The organism is Natrinema sp. LJW11 (assembly GCF_056135975.1).
Map to the genome: position 1 here is coordinate 195,565 of NZ_JBWBDM010000002.1, position 17,352 is coordinate 212,916.

21 protein-coding genes are annotated in these 17,352 nt (G+C 64.5%); 10 read left to right on the top strand and 11 right to left on the bottom strand.

Annotated elements, in window-relative coordinates:
- Window position 1 precedes the first annotated feature (1 nt).
- Together AC0QDI_RS05555 and AC0QDI_RS05560 are read right to left on the bottom strand one after the other, a co-directional pair.
- On the bottom strand, window positions 2-2,074 hold the full coding sequence (locus tag AC0QDI_RS05555; protein ID WP_474666055.1) for a PrkA family serine protein kinase: 2,073 nt from the start codon (window positions 2,072-2,074) through the stop codon (window positions 2-4).
- On the bottom strand, window positions 2,071-2,298 hold the full coding sequence (locus AC0QDI_RS05560) for a hypothetical protein (protein ID WP_474666057.1): 228 nt from the start codon (window positions 2,296-2,298) through the stop codon (window positions 2,071-2,073). The genes AC0QDI_RS05555 and AC0QDI_RS05560 overlap by 4 nt, the downstream gene beginning before the upstream one ends.
- 375 nt (window positions 2,299-2,673) lie before the next feature.
- Here AC0QDI_RS05560 and AC0QDI_RS05565 point away from each other — a divergent pair, with 375 nt between their 5' ends.
- Entirely contained in the window at window positions 2,674-3,102 is a 429-nt protein-coding gene (locus AC0QDI_RS05565; RefSeq protein ID WP_474666059.1) for a DUF5820 family protein, read from the top strand.
- Between the two features lie 115 nt (window positions 3,103-3,217).
- Window positions 3,218-3,664, top strand: coding sequence for a UPF0179 family protein (locus AC0QDI_RS05570; protein WP_474666061.1), 447 nt, complete (start codon window positions 3,218-3,220; stop codon window positions 3,662-3,664).
- Window positions 3,665-3,741: 77 nt separating this feature from the next.
- On the opposite strand, the gene AC0QDI_RS05575 is transcribed toward AC0QDI_RS05570, so the two are convergent.
- On the bottom strand, window positions 3,742-4,095 hold the full coding sequence (locus AC0QDI_RS05575; protein WP_474666063.1) for a winged helix-turn-helix transcriptional regulator: 354 nt from the start codon (window positions 4,093-4,095) through the stop codon (window positions 3,742-3,744).
- Window positions 4,096-4,227: 132 nt separating this feature from the next.
- Between AC0QDI_RS05575 and AC0QDI_RS05580 the strand changes: the two genes are divergently transcribed.
- On the top strand, window positions 4,228-4,857 hold the full coding sequence (locus AC0QDI_RS05580; RefSeq protein ID WP_474666065.1) for a flavin reductase family protein: 630 nt from the start codon (window positions 4,228-4,230) through the stop codon (window positions 4,855-4,857).
- Between the two features lie 445 nt (window positions 4,858-5,302).
- On the opposite strand, the gene AC0QDI_RS05585 is transcribed toward AC0QDI_RS05580, so the two are convergent.
- The 3 genes from AC0QDI_RS05585 to AC0QDI_RS05595 form a co-directional block, all read right to left on the bottom strand.
- Window positions 5,303-6,517: a sensor histidine kinase gene (locus AC0QDI_RS05585; protein ID WP_474666067.1), complete on the bottom strand. Its 1,215-nt coding sequence runs from the start codon at window positions 6,515-6,517 to the stop codon at window positions 5,303-5,305.
- A gap of 130 nt (window positions 6,518-6,647) precedes the next feature.
- The gene (locus tag AC0QDI_RS05590; protein ID WP_474666069.1) at window positions 6,648-6,875 is read right to left on the bottom strand and encodes a hypothetical protein; all 228 of its coding nucleotides are present in this window, start codon (window positions 6,873-6,875) and stop codon (window positions 6,648-6,650) included.
- A gap of 178 nt (window positions 6,876-7,053) precedes the next feature.
- Complete coding sequence (locus AC0QDI_RS05595; protein WP_474666071.1) at window positions 7,054-7,833, bottom strand: HAD-IIA family hydrolase; 780 nt, start codon at window positions 7,831-7,833, stop codon at window positions 7,054-7,056.
- A gap of 171 nt (window positions 7,834-8,004) precedes the next feature.
- Between AC0QDI_RS05595 and AC0QDI_RS05600 the strand changes: the two genes are divergently transcribed.
- Together AC0QDI_RS05600 and AC0QDI_RS05605 are read left to right on the top strand one after the other, a co-directional pair.
- Complete coding sequence (locus AC0QDI_RS05600) at window positions 8,005-8,448, top strand: DUF7992 family protein (protein ID WP_474666073.1); 444 nt, start codon at window positions 8,005-8,007, stop codon at window positions 8,446-8,448.
- 125 nt (window positions 8,449-8,573) lie between these two features.
- A complete protein-coding gene (locus AC0QDI_RS05605) occupies window positions 8,574-9,044 on the top strand; it encodes a DUF7992 family protein (protein WP_474666075.1) in 471 nt (156 codons plus the stop codon).
- A gap of 96 nt (window positions 9,045-9,140) precedes the next feature.
- Here AC0QDI_RS05605 and AC0QDI_RS05610 read toward each other — a convergent pair whose 3' ends face one another.
- The 3 genes from AC0QDI_RS05610 to AC0QDI_RS05620 form a co-directional block, all read right to left on the bottom strand.
- The gene (locus AC0QDI_RS05610) at window positions 9,141-9,281 is read right to left on the bottom strand and encodes a rubrerythrin-like domain-containing protein (RefSeq protein ID WP_474666077.1); all 141 of its coding nucleotides are present in this window, start codon (window positions 9,279-9,281) and stop codon (window positions 9,141-9,143) included.
- A gap of 120 nt (window positions 9,282-9,401) precedes the next feature.
- A complete protein-coding gene (locus tag AC0QDI_RS05615) occupies window positions 9,402-9,992 on the bottom strand; it encodes a class I SAM-dependent methyltransferase (RefSeq protein ID WP_474666079.1) in 591 nt (196 codons plus the stop codon).
- Window positions 9,993-10,143: 151 nt separating this feature from the next.
- Window positions 10,144-10,326: a DUF7501 family protein gene (locus tag AC0QDI_RS05620; protein ID WP_474666081.1), complete on the bottom strand. Its 183-nt coding sequence runs from the start codon at window positions 10,324-10,326 to the stop codon at window positions 10,144-10,146.
- Between the two features lie 231 nt (window positions 10,327-10,557).
- On the opposite strand from AC0QDI_RS05620, the gene AC0QDI_RS05625 reads away from it, so the two are divergent.
- Complete coding sequence (locus AC0QDI_RS05625; protein WP_474666083.1) at window positions 10,558-10,689, top strand: rubrerythrin-like domain-containing protein; 132 nt, start codon at window positions 10,558-10,560, stop codon at window positions 10,687-10,689.
- A gap of 114 nt (window positions 10,690-10,803) precedes the next feature.
- On the opposite strand, the gene AC0QDI_RS05630 is transcribed toward AC0QDI_RS05625, so the two are convergent.
- Window positions 10,804-13,164, bottom strand: a complete 2,361-nt coding sequence (locus tag AC0QDI_RS05630; protein ID WP_474666084.1) for a disk-shape morphogenesis protein volactin — start codon at window positions 13,162-13,164, stop codon at window positions 10,804-10,806.
- 274 nt (window positions 13,165-13,438) lie between these two features.
- Between AC0QDI_RS05630 and AC0QDI_RS05635 the strand changes: the two genes are divergently transcribed.
- From AC0QDI_RS05635 to AC0QDI_RS05650, 4 genes are all read left to right on the top strand, one after another.
- Complete coding sequence (locus AC0QDI_RS05635; protein WP_474666086.1) at window positions 13,439-14,950, top strand: phosphoenolpyruvate carboxykinase (ATP); 1,512 nt, start codon at window positions 13,439-13,441, stop codon at window positions 14,948-14,950.
- Between the two features lie 217 nt (window positions 14,951-15,167).
- Complete coding sequence (locus AC0QDI_RS05640) at window positions 15,168-15,359, top strand: HEWD family protein (RefSeq protein WP_474666088.1); 192 nt, start codon at window positions 15,168-15,170, stop codon at window positions 15,357-15,359.
- Window positions 15,360-15,469: 110 nt separating this feature from the next.
- Window positions 15,470-15,772 carry a divalent-cation tolerance protein CutA gene (gene cutA, locus AC0QDI_RS05645; protein ID WP_474666090.1) on the top strand — a complete coding sequence of 101 codons (303 nt, stop codon included), beginning with the start codon at window positions 15,470-15,472 and terminating at the stop codon, window positions 15,770-15,772.
- Between the two features lie 98 nt (window positions 15,773-15,870).
- Window positions 15,871-16,359 (top strand): 50S ribosomal protein L11, encoded by a 489-nt coding sequence (locus AC0QDI_RS05650; protein WP_474666092.1) that lies wholly within the window; start codon window positions 15,871-15,873, stop codon window positions 16,357-16,359.
- 221 nt (window positions 16,360-16,580) lie between these two features.
- Here AC0QDI_RS05650 and AC0QDI_RS05655 read toward each other — a convergent pair whose 3' ends face one another.
- Complete coding sequence (locus tag AC0QDI_RS05655; RefSeq protein ID WP_474666094.1) at window positions 16,581-17,165, bottom strand: hypothetical protein; 585 nt, start codon at window positions 17,163-17,165, stop codon at window positions 16,581-16,583.
- Window positions 17,166-17,352: the final 187 nt, after the last annotated feature.

A 17,352-nucleotide genomic window follows, 5' to 3' on the forward strand; every position in this document is an offset into this window, starting at 1 on the left:
GTTAGTCTTCCATCTCTGCTTTGGCGACCTCCGCGCCGGCGAACTCGAGCACTTCTTTGGCTCCGCCTTCGGAGTAGCCCTGTTCCATCAGCGCGTCGATCCACGCGGAGCGCTCGTCGTCGTCGAACTCGTTGGCGCTCACCAGCGCGGAGAAGTTGATGTTGTGCTTCTTGTCCTCCCAGAGTTTGCGCTCGAGCGCGCGGCGCAGGCGCTCGTTGTCCTGCGGGTTGAACGCTTCACCTTCGCGCGCACGGCGGGAGACCCAGTTCGAAACCTCCTGTCGGAAGTCCTCCTTCCTGTCTTCGGGAATGTCGAGTTTCTCCTCGACGCTGCGCAGGAAGGTCTCGTCGGGTTCCTGCTCGCGGCCCGTGAGCTCGTCCTCGATGGTGTCGTCGTCGATGTAGGCCATCACGTGATCCATGTACTTCTCGCCCTGGCGCTGGATCTCGTCGAGGTCGTAGGCCAGCGCGTGGCGGACGTCCTCGATGGCTCGCTCCCTGTACTCCTCGCGCACGGTCTCGAGGTAGCGGTAGTACTTCTCGAAGTTGTCCTCCGGAATCGAGCCGTGATGCTCGAGGTTCTCCTCGAAGAAGTTGAACACCGTCAGCGGCGAGAGGAACCCGCGCTGGCGGTGTTTCGAGTCCATGATGGCCTCGGCGATCTCGTCGCCGATGAACCGGGGTGAGACGCCGACCATTCCCTCGCCGATCTCGGCCGTCGCCTCGGCCTCTTCGCGGAGCTTCTTGATGTCGATGTCGTCGCCCTCGTCGATCTCGCCGTTGTAGGCCTTGGCCTTCGAGAGCAGTTCGACGGTTTCGGTGTCGGGCTCCTCGATGCGCGTGAGGACGCCGAAGAGGCCCGCCATCTCCAAGGTGTGGGGCTCGACGTTGATGTCGGGGACGTCCGCGTTGCTCAGCATCTTCTCGTAGATGCTGGCCTCGTCCTCGTAGCTGAGGACGTACGGGAAGTCGATCCGCTTGGTGCGGTCGTTGAAGGCCTCCATCTTCTCGTCGCCCTTCTTGTCCTTGTACTCGGGCATGTTCGTCCGGCCGACGATCACCTGGTCGATGTCGATCCGCGGATTGTTCTTGGGTTTGATCGTCTGCTCCTGGGTCGCGTGGAGGAAGTCGTAGAGGAACTCCCGCTGGAGTTTGAGCAACTCCTCGCCGGAGAAGATGCCGCGGTTGGCGTTACAGAAGGCCCCCGAGTAGTCGAACGCGCGCGGATCGCTCTCGCCGTAGATGGCGATCTTGGAGTAGTTGACGTCGCCGGTCAGCTCCGTCTCGTCCTGGTTCTTCTTGTCCTTGGGCTCGAACGTCTCGAGGCCCTGACGCTTGTTCTCGTCGGCGACGAAGCGGACGATCTCGACGTGGTTTTCGAGGACCTGCTGGAGGTCGTCGTCGTAGTACGCCAGCAGCCGGTCCATGTAGAACTCGCTTTCGGGGTCCAGCGCCTGTTCGTTCTGGATGGTGTAGGGCGCGTCGAGGTTCTCGTTGAGGTCGTCGATGACCCGCTGGCGCTGCTCGACGGGGAGCAAGACGAGCGGATCCTGGTTCATCGGTGACCGGACGGTGTCGTCGGCCGGGTCTTGGTCCTGGATCACGTCACAGAGGTTGATCCACCTGAACGTGTACATCCGGCCGTCGTCCCTGAGCGTGTAGTCCTCGAAGTACTTGCGGACCTGTTTGTCGAAGTGGGACTTCCCGGAGCCGACCGGACCGAGGAGGAGCTTGATCCGGCGCTCGGGGCCGAGGCGTCGAGCACCCGATTTGACCTTGTTCACGAACTCGTGGATCGACTGGTGGATTACCTTCCCGTAGAAGGTGTTCTCGCCGTCGCCCAGCGGGTCCTCGCTCGCGAGCTGGTACTCGACTACCCCTTCGGTCTCGTCGTAGGTGGTGCCGTAGTAGTCGAACATGTCCGCGACGCGCTGGTGGGCGTTGCGGGCGATCTTCGGGTCCTCGTACACCGCTTCGAGGTACCAGTCGAAGGACTTGGTTTCCCGCAGGTCTGCGGGCATCGATTCCTGGTAATCCGTACTGAGCTGCTCGAGTGTCTCGATGTCACCGGTCATGGTATCATTGCCAGTTGCGGGGTTCTCCCGTCTGCAGTGCAGTCGTCCGTTCGTCTGCGGACGACGTGAGCGGACGTCGCTCGACCGACCGAGGCGTCTCGTGGCCGAACAGTCGGAATCCGTCGCGTCGCGTCACCCGGCGTGAGCGCGTCGTACTCGCCGGCCTCCTCGAGCGGATTCTCGCGGAGCGCGACTCCGTCGCGGGCGGCTATATTGCGTGTCATGTGTCGTCTCTTCCACTCGATGTCGTGCGGTGACCCCGCTGGCCGCGGACAACGGTGCGCCGGGGACGGGCGCGGAGTGGATCGGTCCGCCGAACGGATACCGATAGTATTTAATGAGTGAGTAATCCAGGTACTTAGCCTTAGCCCCAAAAGGTATTTATCAGAAGTTTATTGCAGGTAAATACTGCCAGAAGTCTATATTGGTGGTCGGTATCACACCACACATTCGGCAGTCGACCGGATAAATCACCGGCCTGCAACGTCCACGTTTGCTCGCGCGCGCTCTTCCACCGCCGGTTTGTCACGCGGGTCTCGACGGGGTGGGCGCTTACCGATTCGGTGGCTACTATAGGGCCGGCAGTCCTACCGACTCCCATGTCGGGTTCGGGGACGGACGGTGGAGTCGACCGCTCGCAGCTTCCAGACGGCTGGACCGTCTGGAGCCAGGGGGAAGACGGCCGGCTCGTCCTCGCGTACCGACCGGACGTCTTCAACGGCGCGGACTTCCCGGCACCCTGTCTGCCGACGCTGTATCTCACCCACGGCAAGCGGACCCGCCGCCCCGGCGTCAACCCCGCCGACACCGCCGACTCCGCGGACTGGTTCGTCACCCTCTATCTCGAGCCGGACGTCTCGGGCGAGACGTTGCGGTTTCCGACCCGGGAGGCGGCCCTCGAACGGACTACCGCACTCGCCCGCCGGTTCGACGACGGCGAAATCGATTACCGATCGCTCTATCAGGTCCCTCGCGAGGAGTACTTCGACCGCCTCGACGACCTCATCGGCGGCGATAGCGCGGACTGAACGCTCTCGAGTTCGAATCTCTCGCCGCGACACTCCGGTCGATCCCCTCGCCGTGATACCGCGGACCGACCGCCGGGACGTGACGCTTAACCGCCAGTGGCAACTACGCGTGGGTATGTCGACCGTTACACTCGTCGGCTCCCGGCTGGCCGAACCGGGAACCGAGTTCGTCTATGAGGGCGAAGCCGACGGCTGCGCCGGCTGTCCCTACCGCAGTCAGTGTCTCAATCTCGAGCACGGTACGAAGTACCGCGTCACCGATATCCGCGAGAACGCCCAGACGCTCGAGTGCGCCATGCACGACGGCGGCGTTCGCGCCGTCGAGGTCGAACCCGCATCGACGCGCGCGAACATCACGTCCAAGGGAGCGTTCGCCGGCAGCAAGACGAGCCTCCCCGGTCCCTGCCCCTACGTCGCCTGTCCGAGCCACGAGTACTGCGAACCCGACGGCGTCGAATTCGACGAGGAGTATCGCATTCGAGAGATCATCGGCGAGCCGCCCCACGACGTCTGTCACCTCGACCGCCCCCTCGAATTGGTCGAACTCGAGACCGACGACTGATCGACTCGCGTCCGGAAAACGTCTTTTCGGCGGCTACTCGTCCGCGTCGTTCCGTTTCTCGGCGGGAACGTGTTCGACTACTCCGCCTCGAGTTCGCCGTCTTCGAGCCACGAGCCGGCCCAGCACTCGATTTCGCCGAACACGGGCTCCAGGGACTCGCCCTTGTCGGTGAGGCTGTAGTAGGTGGCCACGGGGGCGTCTTCCTCGAGACGCCGCTCGACGAAGCCCATCTCGCCGAGGTCGTCGAGCACGCGCGAGAGCGTTCGCGCGTTCGCGCCGGTCGAACGCTTGAGTTCGTTGAAGCGCTGTTCGCCGTCGAGCAGTTCGTGGAGCACCGCCAGCCGCCACTGTGAGCCGATCTGCTCGAGGGAGGCGATGACGGGGCAGGCGTCGTCGTGTTTCTCGCGGGATTTCGTTTGCGGGGATGACATCGGTGGTATCTGGTCACGGCTACGTCTCGAACCGTTTTAGTAGTTCGGTTCCGAACCGGATAACATCGTGTTAGTAGATTGCGGGAGGACACCTACGACGCCGACCGAAGATCGATCGCCGGAGGAACCGCGATGACGGACGACGAATCGAGCGTCGGTGATGGGACCGACGCCCTCGAGATCGACGTCGACGAAACCGCCGGCCCCCTCTACCGAATCCTCTCGAGTGCGGTCGTCCCGCGACCGATCGCGTGGGTCAGCACCCGGAGCGAGGACGGCGTCGACAATCTCGCGCCGTACAGCTTCTTTACCGTCGCGTCGGTCGACCCGCCCATCCTGCTATTCGCACCGGTCGACGGCGCCGAGGGACTCAAGGACACCCCGCGGAACGCCCGCGACACCGGCGAGTTCGTGGTCAACCTCGTGACCGAGGACCTCGCCGCGGCCATGAACGAAACCAGCGCCACGCTGCCAGCCGGCGAGAGCGAGTTCGATCACGCCGCCCTCGAACGGGCCGACTCGACGGCGGTCGATCCACCGCGGGTTGCCGATGCGAGGGTGGCCTTCGAGTGTACCCTCCACGACCTCGTCGACGTCGGCGGCTCGACGCTCGTCCTCGGCGAGGTTCGCCACGTCCACCTCACGGAATCGGTCACCACCGACGGAAAGATCGACGTGGGGGAGATCGACGCAGTCGGCCGGCTCGCAAGCAGTCTCTACGCGCGGACGAACGACCGGTTCTCGCTCGAGCGGCCGCCGTAACGGTCGGCTGTCATCGGGAACCCACCGCTCGCGCACGGCGGCGACTGTCGCTGCGGCCCGCAATCGCGACCCCGTCGGGACGAACGGTCGATTCGAAGAACGCGGGTTGCGGCGGAAACGGTCGAAGAGCGTGCTCTCAACGGCGCGTCCGGTTTGATCGGTGCAGGGTGTGAATGGAACGGTGTGTTCTGGAGGGAGTAGTTGAAAAAGAAGTCTCCTGCTATCGTGGCAACAGGGAGTCGCCGCGCCCTCCCCAGCCGATTCGTTCGGTCGCTGCGCTCCCTTACTCGTCCACTGGAAGACGCTTCGCGCCTTCCAAGCCTTCGTTCGCAAGACTCACGAAGACCTCGCGCAGTATCGTCGGCCCCCTCGCTAGCACTCGGTCGGCCGACAGCGCGCGCCACCGCACATCGGTTGATCAGACTGAGCGACACATCGGTCCCCTTTATCGAGCGCTCGGACTGGCATCGGCATCCGAGACCCGCTGCTGGGACGGTGCGTCGGACGCCGGCTGCCGAGTATCGGCCGTTGGAATCGTGAAATAGAAGGTGGCTCCATCGCCGGCGTCGGATTCGACCCATATCTCGCCGCCGTGGCGCTCGACGATCCGCTCGCACAGCGCGAGCCCGATCCCGCCTGCGCTGGACGCCCGCACATTATCGCTGGCCGAGAGCGTCTCGAACACGTCGAAGATTCGCTCGTGGTACTCGGGGTCGATCCCGACGCCCTCGTCGGCGACCGAGAAGCGCCAGCCGTCGTCCGTCCGTTCGACGCCGACGTGTACCGTCGGCGGATCGTCCCCGCTGTACTCGAGGGCGTTCGAGAGCAGGTTTCGGAACACCCGTGCGAGCTGGTCCCCGTCGCCGGTGACCGTCGGCAGATCGTCGGCGGTGATCGCCGCGTCGGTCTCGGCGATTCGGAGCTGAAGATCCTCGAGCACGCCGTCGAGAATCGCATCGACGTTCGTCGGCTCGAGCGGTCTGCCGTGCGTGGAGACGCGAGAGTACTCGAGGAGACTATCGACCATCGCCCGCATGCGATCCGCCCCGTCGACCGCGAAGTCGATGAACTCCCGCCCCTCCTCGTCGAGTTCGTCTCCGTACCGGCGATCGACAAGCGTCAGGTAGCTCGAGACCATTCGGAGGGGTTCCTGCAGATCGTGGGAGGCAGCATAGGCGAACTGCTCCAAGCGTTCGTTCGCCGTCTGGAGTTGTTCGATCGTCTCCTCCAACTCGAGCTCCCGCGATTTAGCGCGGGCGTCGTGGATCCCGGCGGCGAACCCGGCGACGCTCCCGATCGCGGTGAGGATCAGTAGATTCTGGAGCGGGTCCCGAAGTCCGGCGGCCAGCGCGATAAGGCCGAGCAGCGCGAGCATTACCCCGATACCGCCGACACACCACTTTGCGACGACGGCGAACACGTCGGGTCGGATGTCGGTTCGCGGCAGTCGATACCCTCCGTAAAGAAGGACGGCACCCGGGCCGCCGACCAAGATCAGGATTACCAGGTCGATTCCCCGAGCCGTCTCCACGATGAAGGGGTGGGAAACGGCAGATGCGATGTAGATCCCGGCGAGGGCGAGGAGAATCTCCCGACCACCGAGAGGCGAGCGGATGGACCGCTCGCTATCGGTGGGTCGACCGTCGATCGACTGAATCACGGTTTGTGTCTGATGATCGACCCCTATGAAGATACCGCTCAGAACGCTCAGTCGAGTGGGATAGGGCGAGACGCGGTTTTCGATGGCGGAACGACTGCCACACCGAATCGCCGTACGACTCGAAAACGAACTACTCGGCGTCGACCGGTTCGGATCGCGGGTCGCGCTCTTTGACCTCGTCGAGGACGCCCTCGAGGGTTCCGCGCGTTTCCGCGACCGTGGCACCGACGAGGCCGCCGATCGCACCGCCGGTACTCGCGGCGTTTCGACTGAACAGTCCACCGATCGCCGCACCGACTGCCGCGCCGATCGCTGCGTACCGTGCGCGAAGCAACACTGCCGTTATACGTTCTCTCATATGTTCTCTATGGTGACTATGACGGATAAATATGTCTCTTGAATGTGCGGCGAGGCGGTCGATCCGACGAGCAGTCCCTCTGGTAACCGCTGAAATGGGATACTCGCTGATCGAAACGGTATCGTGCGAGCAGGTGTGCAGTGGCCGTCAGCGGCGGCGATAGCAGACGAAGTCGATCTCAAAGGAGCGTGTCGACCGCGGCCAGTGACTCGAGGACGTGGTCGGGTTCGACGTCGGCCGCGGCGAGGGCTGTGCGATCGGTGACGCCGGTGAGGACGAGGGCGGTTTCCATGCCGGCACGATTCCCGAGTGCGATATCGGTGTCGAGCCGATCGCCGACGACCAGGGTCTTCGTGGGATCGGCGTCCAGCCGGTTCATGGCCGTCGCGGCCGCGATGGATGACGGTTTTCCCAGGATCGCGTCCGGTTCGCGGCCGGCGACGGCTTCCATCGCGGCGAGCATCGCGCCCGAGCCCGGGATCTCCCCCTCGTCGATCGGAATCGTCGCGTCGGGATCGGTGCCGTAGAAGGGAACGTCCCCCTCGAGCGCCCGCAACGATTCCCAGAGCGTTCCGTACGAGAAGTCCTTGTCGAACGATCCCAGCACGACCTCGGCCGCGTCGGGATCGGCCGTCAGTTCGACGGCCGCGTCGTCGAGGATCGCCTCGAGTCGTTCGCTGCCCACGAGGTAGACCCGCTGGCCGGAGTGGGTCGCCGCGAGGTACTCCGCCGAGACGGTCGCGGAGGTGAGAACGGTGGCCGGATCGACGTCGATTCCGTGCGGGGCGAGCTGCTCGCCGTAGTGGTCGGCCCCGCGCGTCGGGTTGTTCGAGAAGAGGAGGCGCGAACAGCCCGCAGCCTCGAGTGCGCGCAAACCGTCGGTCGCACCGGGGAGCAACTCCTCGCCCCGAACGATCGTCCCGTCGACGTCGAGGATCGCCGCCTCGTATGCTGTCATCGTCCGCCCGTACGGTCGGCCGGCGATTGAGTGTTTGGATAGGGGTGCGCGTCACCGAACCGTGGGGCCCAGAGCCGACGAGTCGACACCTGGTCGCCGAGTACCGATACGACGGACGAAGCTGACTGCTCGACGGGAAAGCCCATACCGCTGCCGACCGAACGGGCTGATATGACACTCGATGTCGAGATCCCCGACCCGCCGACGCTCAGTGGACCGCAGGACCCGGGCGACTACGACGCCGTCGACGAACCCGAGGAACGAACGGGTGACGACGCTCGCCGCGAAGACCTGGCCGACTTTCTGGAAGCGGGCGCCTGGGCGGACGCCTTCGACGAGTGGGCCGCGGACACCTACATGGCCGAGGACGAGTTTCGGACCGTCCTCGAGCTCGGACTGATCGAGGAGTTCGACTTCTACTGGAATCAGTCCGCGGAAGACGTTGGCTATCGCGCACCGGCGGTTCCGGACGATGCGGCCCACAACGGACTCGACGAAGACGACGTCGAGGATATCGAAGAGGAGTTAGATTCGCTCGGTCGGACGGTAAGCGAAGTGCTGGAAAACGACTACATCCTTCGCAACGGATCGGAGTTCGGCTACACCTGGGAGTGACGAGCCGAGCAGGGCTGCAGCCGTCGCTCGAGCGCGTCGTCTCATCATCTCACGAGGACGACCGGCCGTCCCCGATCGACCGCAAGGTGGGAATTCTTATCCGGTAACCCGACCAACGACCGCGTATGACACTCGAGGTCGAACCCCCCGAGCCGCCGGAACTGGAGTTCGTCGACCCGAACGAGTACGAGGACGCGACCGTGAGCGCCGACGGGGCCGAGGAGATCGACTACCGTCGCGAGGAGCTACAGGCGTTTCTCGAGGACGGGGCCTGGACGGAAGCGTTCGACGAGTGGCGCGCGGACACCGATCTCGAGGAGCGGGAGTACGGGATCGCTCGCGATCTCGACCTCTTCGCGGGTTTCGATTTCTTCTGGGACGACTTCGCCGATCGAGTCGGCTATCACGCGCCCGGCATTCCGGAGGACTGGCAGGCCCGTGAGTACCATCCAGACCTCGATACCTGGGGGACGGTCTCCTCGATCAACGCCGAACTCACCGAGTTCGGCCAGATCGTTTCGGTCATCCTCAAAGAGGAGTACGTCGACTGGGAGGCCGAATACGAGCCGCCCGAGGATCTGCCCGACTTCGACTGATCGAACTCGCGGGCTTCGACTCACCACGCGCTCCCGGAACTGGTGCCGAAAACCCTCGAACACAGTCGTACCGGCGAGTTGCCCGTCGGACCGGTGCTACTCCCGCGGCACTGCGATATTGCGGACGGTGCCGTCGCAGTTCGGACAGGATTCGAGCGAGTCGGTCGTCTCTCGGTGGCCACAGCGCAGACACTCGTAGTGCGATCGGTCCGGCGAGTACGGGTCTTCGTACACCATAGTGGGGTGTGACACCGTACCACAAAAGAACGTTGTGTTGGTACAATATTAGGCGAATTCAGGCGGCACAAGATCTTCAAACCCGATTAATTATTGAACAATTGTCCAGTAATATCGCCCCTATCGGGTTGCGACGATCGCGATCGTCGCCGGTCGGTCACGGGCCAGCTCGATGTCGAAGCCGGCAGCGGCGAGCTGGGTCGTCGCCTCGTCGAGTCCGAATCGCTCCTCGAGGGGCGGGCCGATCTCCGGGTCTCCGTCGGCCGACCAGTCGACAGTCACCAGTCGGCCGCCGGGACGGATCACCCGTGCGAGTTCCTCGAGCGACCCGCGATCGTCGCTCTCGGTATCCGCGCCGTCGACCGTCGTGGGCGCGTACTCGTGGTGGGTCATCGTCGAGTACGCACCGTCGAGGTGATCGTCGTCGAACGGCAGCGACGACACGCCGGCCGTGACGAATTCGACGGCCTCGGGGACCCCCTTCTCGCGGTAGCGGTCGTGCATCGCCGACTGGACGTCGACGGCGTACAGGGTGTCGACGAACGGTGCGACGTCGTCCGCGTAAAAACCCGTCCCGGAGCCGAGATCGGCTACGACGCCGTCGGCCGACGGCTCGAGCATCGCCAATAGCTCCTCGCGGGAACAGTACCGATACCGACCGGGATCCTCGAGCGCGTCCGCGCGATCGACCGGAAACGTGTGATAGCCCATACGACCGCTCCGGGCCGACCGGATTTCCGCGTTGTGTTGTCGAGGCCGGAACGCGGGACGGAAACGGAAGTAGAGCACTCATCAGAGTGTAGTCGGATCGAGAAGGCGAGGAAAACGAACCGACTCGAACGTCGGCTGATCGACTATCGCCTCATCCGGTCCATTCGCCCGCGAGATCGCCGGCGATGTTCTCCCGCCAGTGTTCGAATCCGTTCTCACATTCGGCGTTATCGTGAATGTGATCGATGAATCCGGCACCGGGCGACGCGAGCTCGTCTCCGCAGAACGGACAGGTGATCGGGTCGCTCCAGTCTGTCGACGTAGTGGCAGTCATCGGTACCGGGGTCTATCAGGAACTATCATATAAGTCTCGTCCGTTAGGATCTATTACAATTAGTATGGCATATAATGACAATGGTACAACGCTCATCGGTTCGAATCGTTTCCGTTGAGTCTGCCCCACGTACCGCGACGAGCGGCAGCGATCGCGGTCAGGTCGCCGACCTCGATATATGGGTCTTTTAGCACGGAAAGAGTTAACTTAACCCGATGTGTATGTTACCACATGACACTCGAGGAGCAACGGGAGTACGTGTGCATTCACTGCGGCCGACGGGAAACGGTCGGTGACGCACTCCTCAGCACCTGCCAGCAGTGCGGCGGCGAGATGCGAAACGTCGAGTTAGTCCGCGAGTAGCCGAGTTCCGTGCGACCAGTACGACGTCTGCTCCCTCGAGCGATGCCGTCGGAGTGGTTCCCTTTTCCGATCCCCGCGACGCCGCGTCAGCGGTTCGGACCACCGCACTACCCGTTAGCGGGCGATTCCCACCGCGACGCCGATCAGGACGAGCCCGACGAGGGCGACCCCAGCCCCGACCGCACCGTTTCCGGCGAGGGCAGCGACGCTACCGGCGACGATGCCCGCTCCCCCGCCACCGGCGATAATCGATAGCGGGAGCGTCGGCGTCGCGATCGCCTCACCGCGAACGACCTCGAGTTCCGTCCGGAGCGCATCGATCTCGTCGTCTCGATCGCCGGTGGATTCGATCTCTCCGATCCGTCTCCCCATCGCTTCGATCCGTTCCTCGAGACTCGCGTGTCGCTCGGCGATCGCGGCCACCCGCTCGTCGAGGGTGTCAAGATCGGAGTCGAGGGTCCGCACCTCCTCGAGCGCTTGCACCGCGGAGTCGTCCGGACTGGACTCGACGGTTCGGACGAGGTCGTCGTGGTCCGTCCGGAGCGACTCGAGGCGGTCGGCGATGGCTGACACGTCGTCCTCGAATCCGGTGACGGCAGTTTCGTTCGCGCCGGCATCGAGGTCGTCGACCCGCTCCACGATCGAGTCGAGGTCGTCGTCGAGGATCTCGATCTCTCCCGCAAGCGTCGCCCGAACGCCGTCGATCCGTCCGTCGACGGTCTCGAGGTCCGCCGCGAGGCCGTCGACCGCCTCCGTCCCGGCCGCGCGCGTCTCGAGATCGTTCAGTTGCGCAGTCGCCGTCGAAATCGTCTGATCGAGATCGCGAACCGTCGTCTCGAGGCGCTCGATCTCCTCGTCGATCGTCGCCTCGACCGCGTCGAAGCGCGCGTCGGTTCGGTCGGAACGCCGCTCGAGGCGGCCCGAAACGTCGTCGAGACGCGTCGTTAGTTCCTCGAGCCTGCCGGCGATCCCGTCGATTCGCGTCCCGGTTCGCTCGATGCCCGCCTCGAGGTCGTCGACGTCGTCGCTCAGTTGCGAGGCGGTTCCCTCGACGGTCTCGAGGGCCGACTCGGTCGCGGCGGTCGCCTCGAATTCTTCCAGGTCCGTCCGCACCTCCTCGAGCGCCGCTTCGATCGTCGCCGTCCGGTCGGTGACGGCGTCGAGGTCGCCCGCCAGATCGACGAGGCGCTCGTCGAATTCGTCCACCTCGTCGGCGGCGACCGTCCGTTCCTCGACGGACTCGAGGTCCTCGGACAGCGCCTCGAGACGTTCGCGGACGGACCGGACCTCGTCGTCGCGGTTCGCGAGCCGGTCGAACAGCTGGTCGATTGCGTCGTCCTCGCGATCGGCGGCCGCGTCGCCGGCTGCGGCCTCGTCGAACGCGAGTTCGGTCCGATTGGTTCCCTCGGTACCCGCGGTCACGTCGGCGGTGTTCGGGACCCCGTCAGCCCCGTCGCCGTTTGTGGGTGACGCAGAACGGGTGACCGTATCGTCGGCCGCGACCTCGTCTCGAGCGGCGGCGAGTGCACCCCTAGCGGCGCTCTCGGCGGGATCGTCAGCGAGTCGAACGCCCCGAACGGAGAACGGCAGTGCCGCCGCGTCGAACCGACCGCCGACGAGGAACTCGACGCCCTCGATCGTCCCGTCGCCCCCGATCGCGATGGGAACGGAAAGCCCCTGTTGGACGTCGGTCTCGTCGGCTTCCGCTCGGATCGCGTCGATCAGTTCGGCGACGAGCGCGTCGTAGGCTCCCGCGAGCGCGCTCTCGATCCCGCCCGCCGCCGCGTCGGGATCGAGGGTGAACTCCTCGAGCACGCCGGCGACCTGTGCCGGCGCGTGCCCGGTCTCACCGGCCGCCCGCTCGACGATCCACTCGCGTCCGTTCGCGATCGTCACGGCCATCGCCGGAACGCCGTAGTACGCCAACGCTGCGCTCGTCGTCTGGGACTCGAGACAGATTCCGAGCCCGGTGTAGTTGTCTGCCGCGAGCTGATCGTAGACGACGGCGAAGCCCTTGCTGATCGGTGTCGCGTCGACCCCGCGCCCTGCCAGCGCTGCCTCGACGGCCTCGCGGTGTGCGTCGGTCGATACCGCCGCGTCGGCGAGCGAACCCGGCGTCGCGTAACAGAGTCGGCCGTCCGTCGCATCGCCTATCACGCCGTCGAGGAGCGCGTCCAGAGCGGTCGGCGCGTCCACCGCAGTCTCCGTCGTAAGGACGCCGCTCGCGAACAGCGACTCCGGTTCTCCGTTTGCGGCCCCGACATCGGCATCGGCGACCGCTCGAGCGGCAGCGCCGACCGCGTACGTCGTTCCGTCCGCCTGAACGGTGCTGCCGGCCCCCGAAAGCCCGGCCTCCTCGAGCGTCGCGTCGTCGACCGGCATTACGATCGGCGGGATCGATTCGATCGTCGGGCCGTCGCCGGCGTCGGTGGCGACCCGGATCGCCCCCGGTCCGATGTCGAGACCGTACTGCATGCCCCCGACGACTCGAACCACCCTATTGGACGTTTCCCCCGCAGTACCAATTGTGAAAATCGGGTGCTTCGAGAGATACCCCCGAGAATTATCTCACATCTGAATACTTGTGACCCTCCTGCACACGGGTCGTTTGGTGGGGGGTTCGAAATCGGGTATTCCCGTCCGTTACGGGGTCACAGACAGCATGTGTCACCTCGTTCCTGGAGGGTCCGTAGCACACAACGATAGAAATCCTCACGTTTAACTATCAGGATGGTGGTGGATTACGTGTATGTCTGAAACCGGGACGGAGTCCCGTCCACTGGTCCGTCAGCTTCCGGATCCGACCACAGCGTCGAACGTCCGGTACAATCCGTCGCTGGAGGAACTCCGCGAACTCGCCGAACCAGACGAAACGACGACCGAGTTCGGGTCGGCGTCGTACGTCAGCGAGGTCCGCTCGCGGAGTGCGGATCGGACGAAGAACACCGTCGACGACGAGTTCAGCGATCGCGATCACGAACTCGTCGATGACGCGATCGATATCGCGAGCGAGCGCGAGATGCTCTGCGTCGATCGACTGATGGGACGCCACCCGGACGCGACCTTCTGTTGTCGCCTCTTCGTCCCCGTCGAGCACGCTCGGATCGCCTACGCGTGGGCGTCCCTGTTCGATCCGTCCGACGGACGGGATCCCGACCTCTACACCGTCCACCTGCCCGACTACGACGAAACCGAGATCCGAGTCCTGCCCGACACCGGCGTGACGACCGTCCTCGGTACGGACTATATCGGTGAAGCCAAGAAGTCGTTCCTCCGGCTGTTCATGTACCGTCTCAAACAGCAGGGTGGTCTCGGACTCCACGCGGGCAGCAAGCGCGCCCGCGTCCGCGACGACGACGGCGACCTGCAGACCGTCGGGCAACTCTTCATGGGCCTCTCCGCGACCGGGAAGTCCACGCTGACCTCCCACGGCTGCTGGCTCGAGGAACCGGAGGGAACCGCTATGCTGCAGGACGACGTCTGTGGCCTCCTCTCCGACGGCACCGTCGCCGGCAGCGAGGGGCAGGGACTGTTCATCAAAACGATCGGCCTCGACGAGGACGAGCAACCCGAACTCTACGAGGCCGCAACCGCCGAGTCGGCGATCCTCGAGAACGTCGCGGTCGACGACGACGGCACCGTCCACTTCGACGAGGACCGGTACACCGCTAACTCGCGAGCGACCGTCCAGCGCGACGAACTCGAGAGCGCCGCCGACGAGATCGATCTCGACCGGATGGACCAGCTCTTTTTCATCACCCGAAACCCGCTGATGCCGCCGGTGGCCAAACTCGACGAGGAACAGGCCGCCGTCGCGTTCATGCTCGGCGAGTCGATCGAAACCAGCGCGGGCGACCCGGCGCGCGCCGGCGAGTCGATTCGCGTCGTCGGAACGAACCCCTTCATCATCGGCTCGGAAGGCGAAGAGGGGAACATCTTCCACGAGCTGATCAGCATTCTCGATATCGACTGTTACGTCATCAACACGGGCTATCTCGGCGAGCAATCGAAGGATATCGGCGTCACCGAGTCCGTGACGATCCTCACCGAGGCCGCTCGCGGCACCATCGAGTGGACCGACGACGAGCGAACGGACCTGACGATCCCCGACTCGGTCCCGGGGCTCGACATCGAGGACTACTACGTGCCCGACCACGTCGACGACTACGAGGACGCGCTCGCGGACCTGCGCGCCGAGCGTCGCGACTACCTCGCCGAGTTCGACGACCTCCGTCAGGAGATCGAAGACGCCGTCTACTGAGACGGTCTGCTGTCCCGATGTACCGGCGCGATCGCGGGCCGGTTGCGGTCGCGCCGCAACTGACTGACAGCAGTCCGTGCGAGCGGTCGACCACCGCTCGAGGGTCGGTACAAGAGCGGGACCCCCGGTTTTCAGACTCGATATCGCGCCCGATCGGCGGGGCAGCACTTGCCGTACACGAATACCGTTATATGTGTCGAGTTCTCACGGTTGGGTAATGAGCGCACAGGTACGAAAACCGACCGCGAGAGTCTGCGAAGAGTGTGATCGCGGCGAAGTATGGGACGAAAACCTCGAGGCGTGGCAACTCGCGCGCGAAGACGGCGAGAAACAGGTCGGCAATCCACACTGCATTCACGAATGGGACATCAACGGCACGTTCAATCCGGTCGACGGCCCGGATAGCTGAGCGAACCTGACACCCGGTCGCCACGAGACGCGGGCAACCCGGACGCGGTGAACGGTCGTTCCCCGCACCGTGACAGCACCCTTTTCCCCGTCTCGAGCGTCGCTTCATCCATGCCAACCGTCTACATCACGGCGCCGCCGGAGGCGGCCGGCGACATCGCCGAGACGCTGGTCGACGAGCGACTCGCCGCCTGCGTGAATCGACTGTCGACGAGCTCGACGTATCGGTGGGAGGACGAGATCCACCGCGACGACGAGGCGATTCTCCTCGCGAAGACGACCGACGAAGCGTACGACGATCTCGTCGCACGCGTCCGCGATCTACATCCTCACGACGTGCCTTGTCTCGAGCGATTCGACGAGGACGACGTCCTCGAGTCGTTCGCGACGTGGCGAGCGGAGAGCGTCGAATGACGCTCGAGGGCCAGTCGACCGGTCGCACGTCAGTCGCTCACAGGCGATGACTACCCGAATTAGCAACCCTTAAAACTCGCGCACGGGTTGTGACGGGTATGGCTGGAACCATCGAAGTGCTCGTTCCGGGCGGTCAGGCCAACCCCGGCCCGCCGCTCGGTCCCGAGCTCGGACCGACCCCCGTCGACGTGCAGGCCGTCGTACAGGAGATCAACGATCAGACCGAAGCGTTCGACGGTACCGAAGTCCCCGTCACCGTCGACTACGACGACGACGGCTCCTTTGAAATCGACGTCGGCGTCCCGCCGACGGCGGCGCTCGTCAAGGACGAGGCCGGTTTCGAGACCGGCAGCGGCGAGCCCCAGAAGGATTTCGTCGCGGACCTCTCCGTCGAACAGGTCAAGACGATCGCCGAGCAGAAACACCCCGACCTGCTCGCTTACGACACGATCAACGCCGCGAAGGAAGTCGTCGGCACCTGCGCTTCGATGGGCGTCACCATCGAGGGCAACGACGCCCGCGAGTTCAAGGAACTCGTCGACAACGGCGAGTACGACGACGTGCTTCTGGACGGCGCGGAAGCGTAATCCGCGAGCCGAAATCGAATCTTCGTTTTCGCGACTGTCAGTAGCGACGGTGGAGCGAGTCGTCTCTCGAGTGCTGACTGCGGTCGTCGAAGAGCGAATCAACGACCCGTGGCTGGCCCGTGATGAGCGAGGAATCCGCGTCGAGACGCAACTGATCGGGATCGCGGCCGATTCGTCCACGAGAGAGAGTCGAGACCAGCAGCGGTCGAGAGCCGAGAGCGTCAGATTTTGTTCGCGGGTGGAACGGTTCGGTCGTCCGGTCGCGCCGTCCCGACGCCGCCGAACAGGACGCGAACGCTCGCACCGAGTCCGAGCGCGCCCGCGAGGCCGGCGAGAACGACTGTCGCCGGAAGCGAGAGACCGGCGACCCCGCAGAGGAGTGCGCCGAGGAGAGCACCGATCCACAGCCGATCGGCACCGAACTGCGAGCCCACTGTCCGGCCGATCGCGGTCAACCCGATCGCCGTCACCACCGGCAGGACCGTCGCGCCGAGAATCACCATCGGAATCCCGAAGAAGATCCCGACGCTCGTATCCGTGAGAAGATATCCCGTGCTCGCCAGGCCGGCGACGACGAGCAGGCTCGGCAGGCCGAAACACCAGGAGATGATCGGGCTGCGCCGTGATTTCGTTACTGAGCACGCGCCGAAATTCTGGAGCATTCCGAGCACCACCATCGCGACGAGCATCGTCCCGGCGAACTGGACGCCCACCCGAACGATCGGCTCCATCGATCGATACGCCTCGAGAGTCCCCCCGTGCCCCGACACCGTGATGACCGAATCAAGGGCCGGCGACCCAACCATCGTATATAAGTCTAATGGCCGCATAGGGACCAAATACGATATATCGTCTATTAGAGCTTTCGGTTGTCATGACTTTCTCTATACGAATACATACTGAAGATCGGTAGTGACGGGGGCGTCGACGAGCGTGTGAGAAACAACTACTACTCGCGACCGATGAGAGGCGAGTGAGAGAAACGCGACCACC

What these genes read in the sequence shown, in the direction of transcription:
- AC0QDI_RS05555 (WP_474666055.1), bottom strand. Translation starts at nt 2,074, where the DNA reads ATGACCGGTGACATCGAGACACTCGAGCAGCTCAGTACGGATTACCAG.
- AC0QDI_RS05560 (WP_474666057.1), bottom strand. Translation starts at nt 2,298, where the DNA reads ATGACACGCAATATAGCCGCCCGCGACGGAGTCGCGCTCCGCGAGAAT.
- AC0QDI_RS05565 (WP_474666059.1), top strand. Translation starts at nt 2,674, where the DNA reads ATGTCGGGTTCGGGGACGGACGGTGGAGTCGACCGCTCGCAGCTTCCA.
- AC0QDI_RS05570 (WP_474666061.1), top strand. Translation starts at nt 3,218, where the DNA reads ATGTCGACCGTTACACTCGTCGGCTCCCGGCTGGCCGAACCGGGAACC.
- AC0QDI_RS05575 (WP_474666063.1), bottom strand. Translation starts at nt 4,095, where the DNA reads ATGTCATCCCCGCAAACGAAATCCCGCGAGAAACACGACGACGCCTGC.
- AC0QDI_RS05580 (WP_474666065.1), top strand. Translation starts at nt 4,228, where the DNA reads ATGACGGACGACGAATCGAGCGTCGGTGATGGGACCGACGCCCTCGAG.
- AC0QDI_RS05590 (WP_474666069.1), bottom strand. Translation starts at nt 6,875, where the DNA reads ATGAGAGAACGTATAACGGCAGTGTTGCTTCGCGCACGGTACGCAGCG.
- AC0QDI_RS05595 (WP_474666071.1), bottom strand. Translation starts at nt 7,833, where the DNA reads ATGACAGCATACGAGGCGGCGATCCTCGACGTCGACGGGACGATCGTT.
- AC0QDI_RS05600 (WP_474666073.1), top strand. Translation starts at nt 8,005, where the DNA reads ATGACACTCGATGTCGAGATCCCCGACCCGCCGACGCTCAGTGGACCG.
- AC0QDI_RS05605 (WP_474666075.1), top strand. Translation starts at nt 8,574, where the DNA reads ATGACACTCGAGGTCGAACCCCCCGAGCCGCCGGAACTGGAGTTCGTC.
- AC0QDI_RS05610 (WP_474666077.1), bottom strand. Translation starts at nt 9,281, where the DNA reads ATGGTGTACGAAGACCCGTACTCGCCGGACCGATCGCACTACGAGTGT.
- AC0QDI_RS05615 (WP_474666079.1), bottom strand. Translation starts at nt 9,992, where the DNA reads ATGGGCTATCACACGTTTCCGGTCGATCGCGCGGACGCGCTCGAGGAT.
- AC0QDI_RS05620 (WP_474666081.1), bottom strand. Translation starts at nt 10,326, where the DNA reads ATGACTGCCACTACGTCGACAGACTGGAGCGACCCGATCACCTGTCCG.
- AC0QDI_RS05625 (WP_474666083.1), top strand. Translation starts at nt 10,558, where the DNA reads ATGACACTCGAGGAGCAACGGGAGTACGTGTGCATTCACTGCGGCCGA.
- AC0QDI_RS05630 (WP_474666084.1), bottom strand. Translation starts at nt 13,164, where the DNA reads ATGCAGTACGGTCTCGACATCGGACCGGGGGCGATCCGGGTCGCCACC.
- AC0QDI_RS05635 (WP_474666086.1), top strand. Translation starts at nt 13,439, where the DNA reads ATGTCTGAAACCGGGACGGAGTCCCGTCCACTGGTCCGTCAGCTTCCG.
- AC0QDI_RS05640 (WP_474666088.1), top strand. Translation starts at nt 15,168, where the DNA reads ATGAGCGCACAGGTACGAAAACCGACCGCGAGAGTCTGCGAAGAGTGT.
- cutA (WP_474666090.1), top strand. Translation starts at nt 15,470, where the DNA reads ATGCCAACCGTCTACATCACGGCGCCGCCGGAGGCGGCCGGCGACATC.
- AC0QDI_RS05650 (WP_474666092.1), top strand. Translation starts at nt 15,871, where the DNA reads ATGGCTGGAACCATCGAAGTGCTCGTTCCGGGCGGTCAGGCCAACCCC.
- AC0QDI_RS05655 (WP_474666094.1), bottom strand. Translation starts at nt 17,165, where the DNA reads ATGGTTGGGTCGCCGGCCCTTGATTCGGTCATCACGGTGTCGGGGCAC.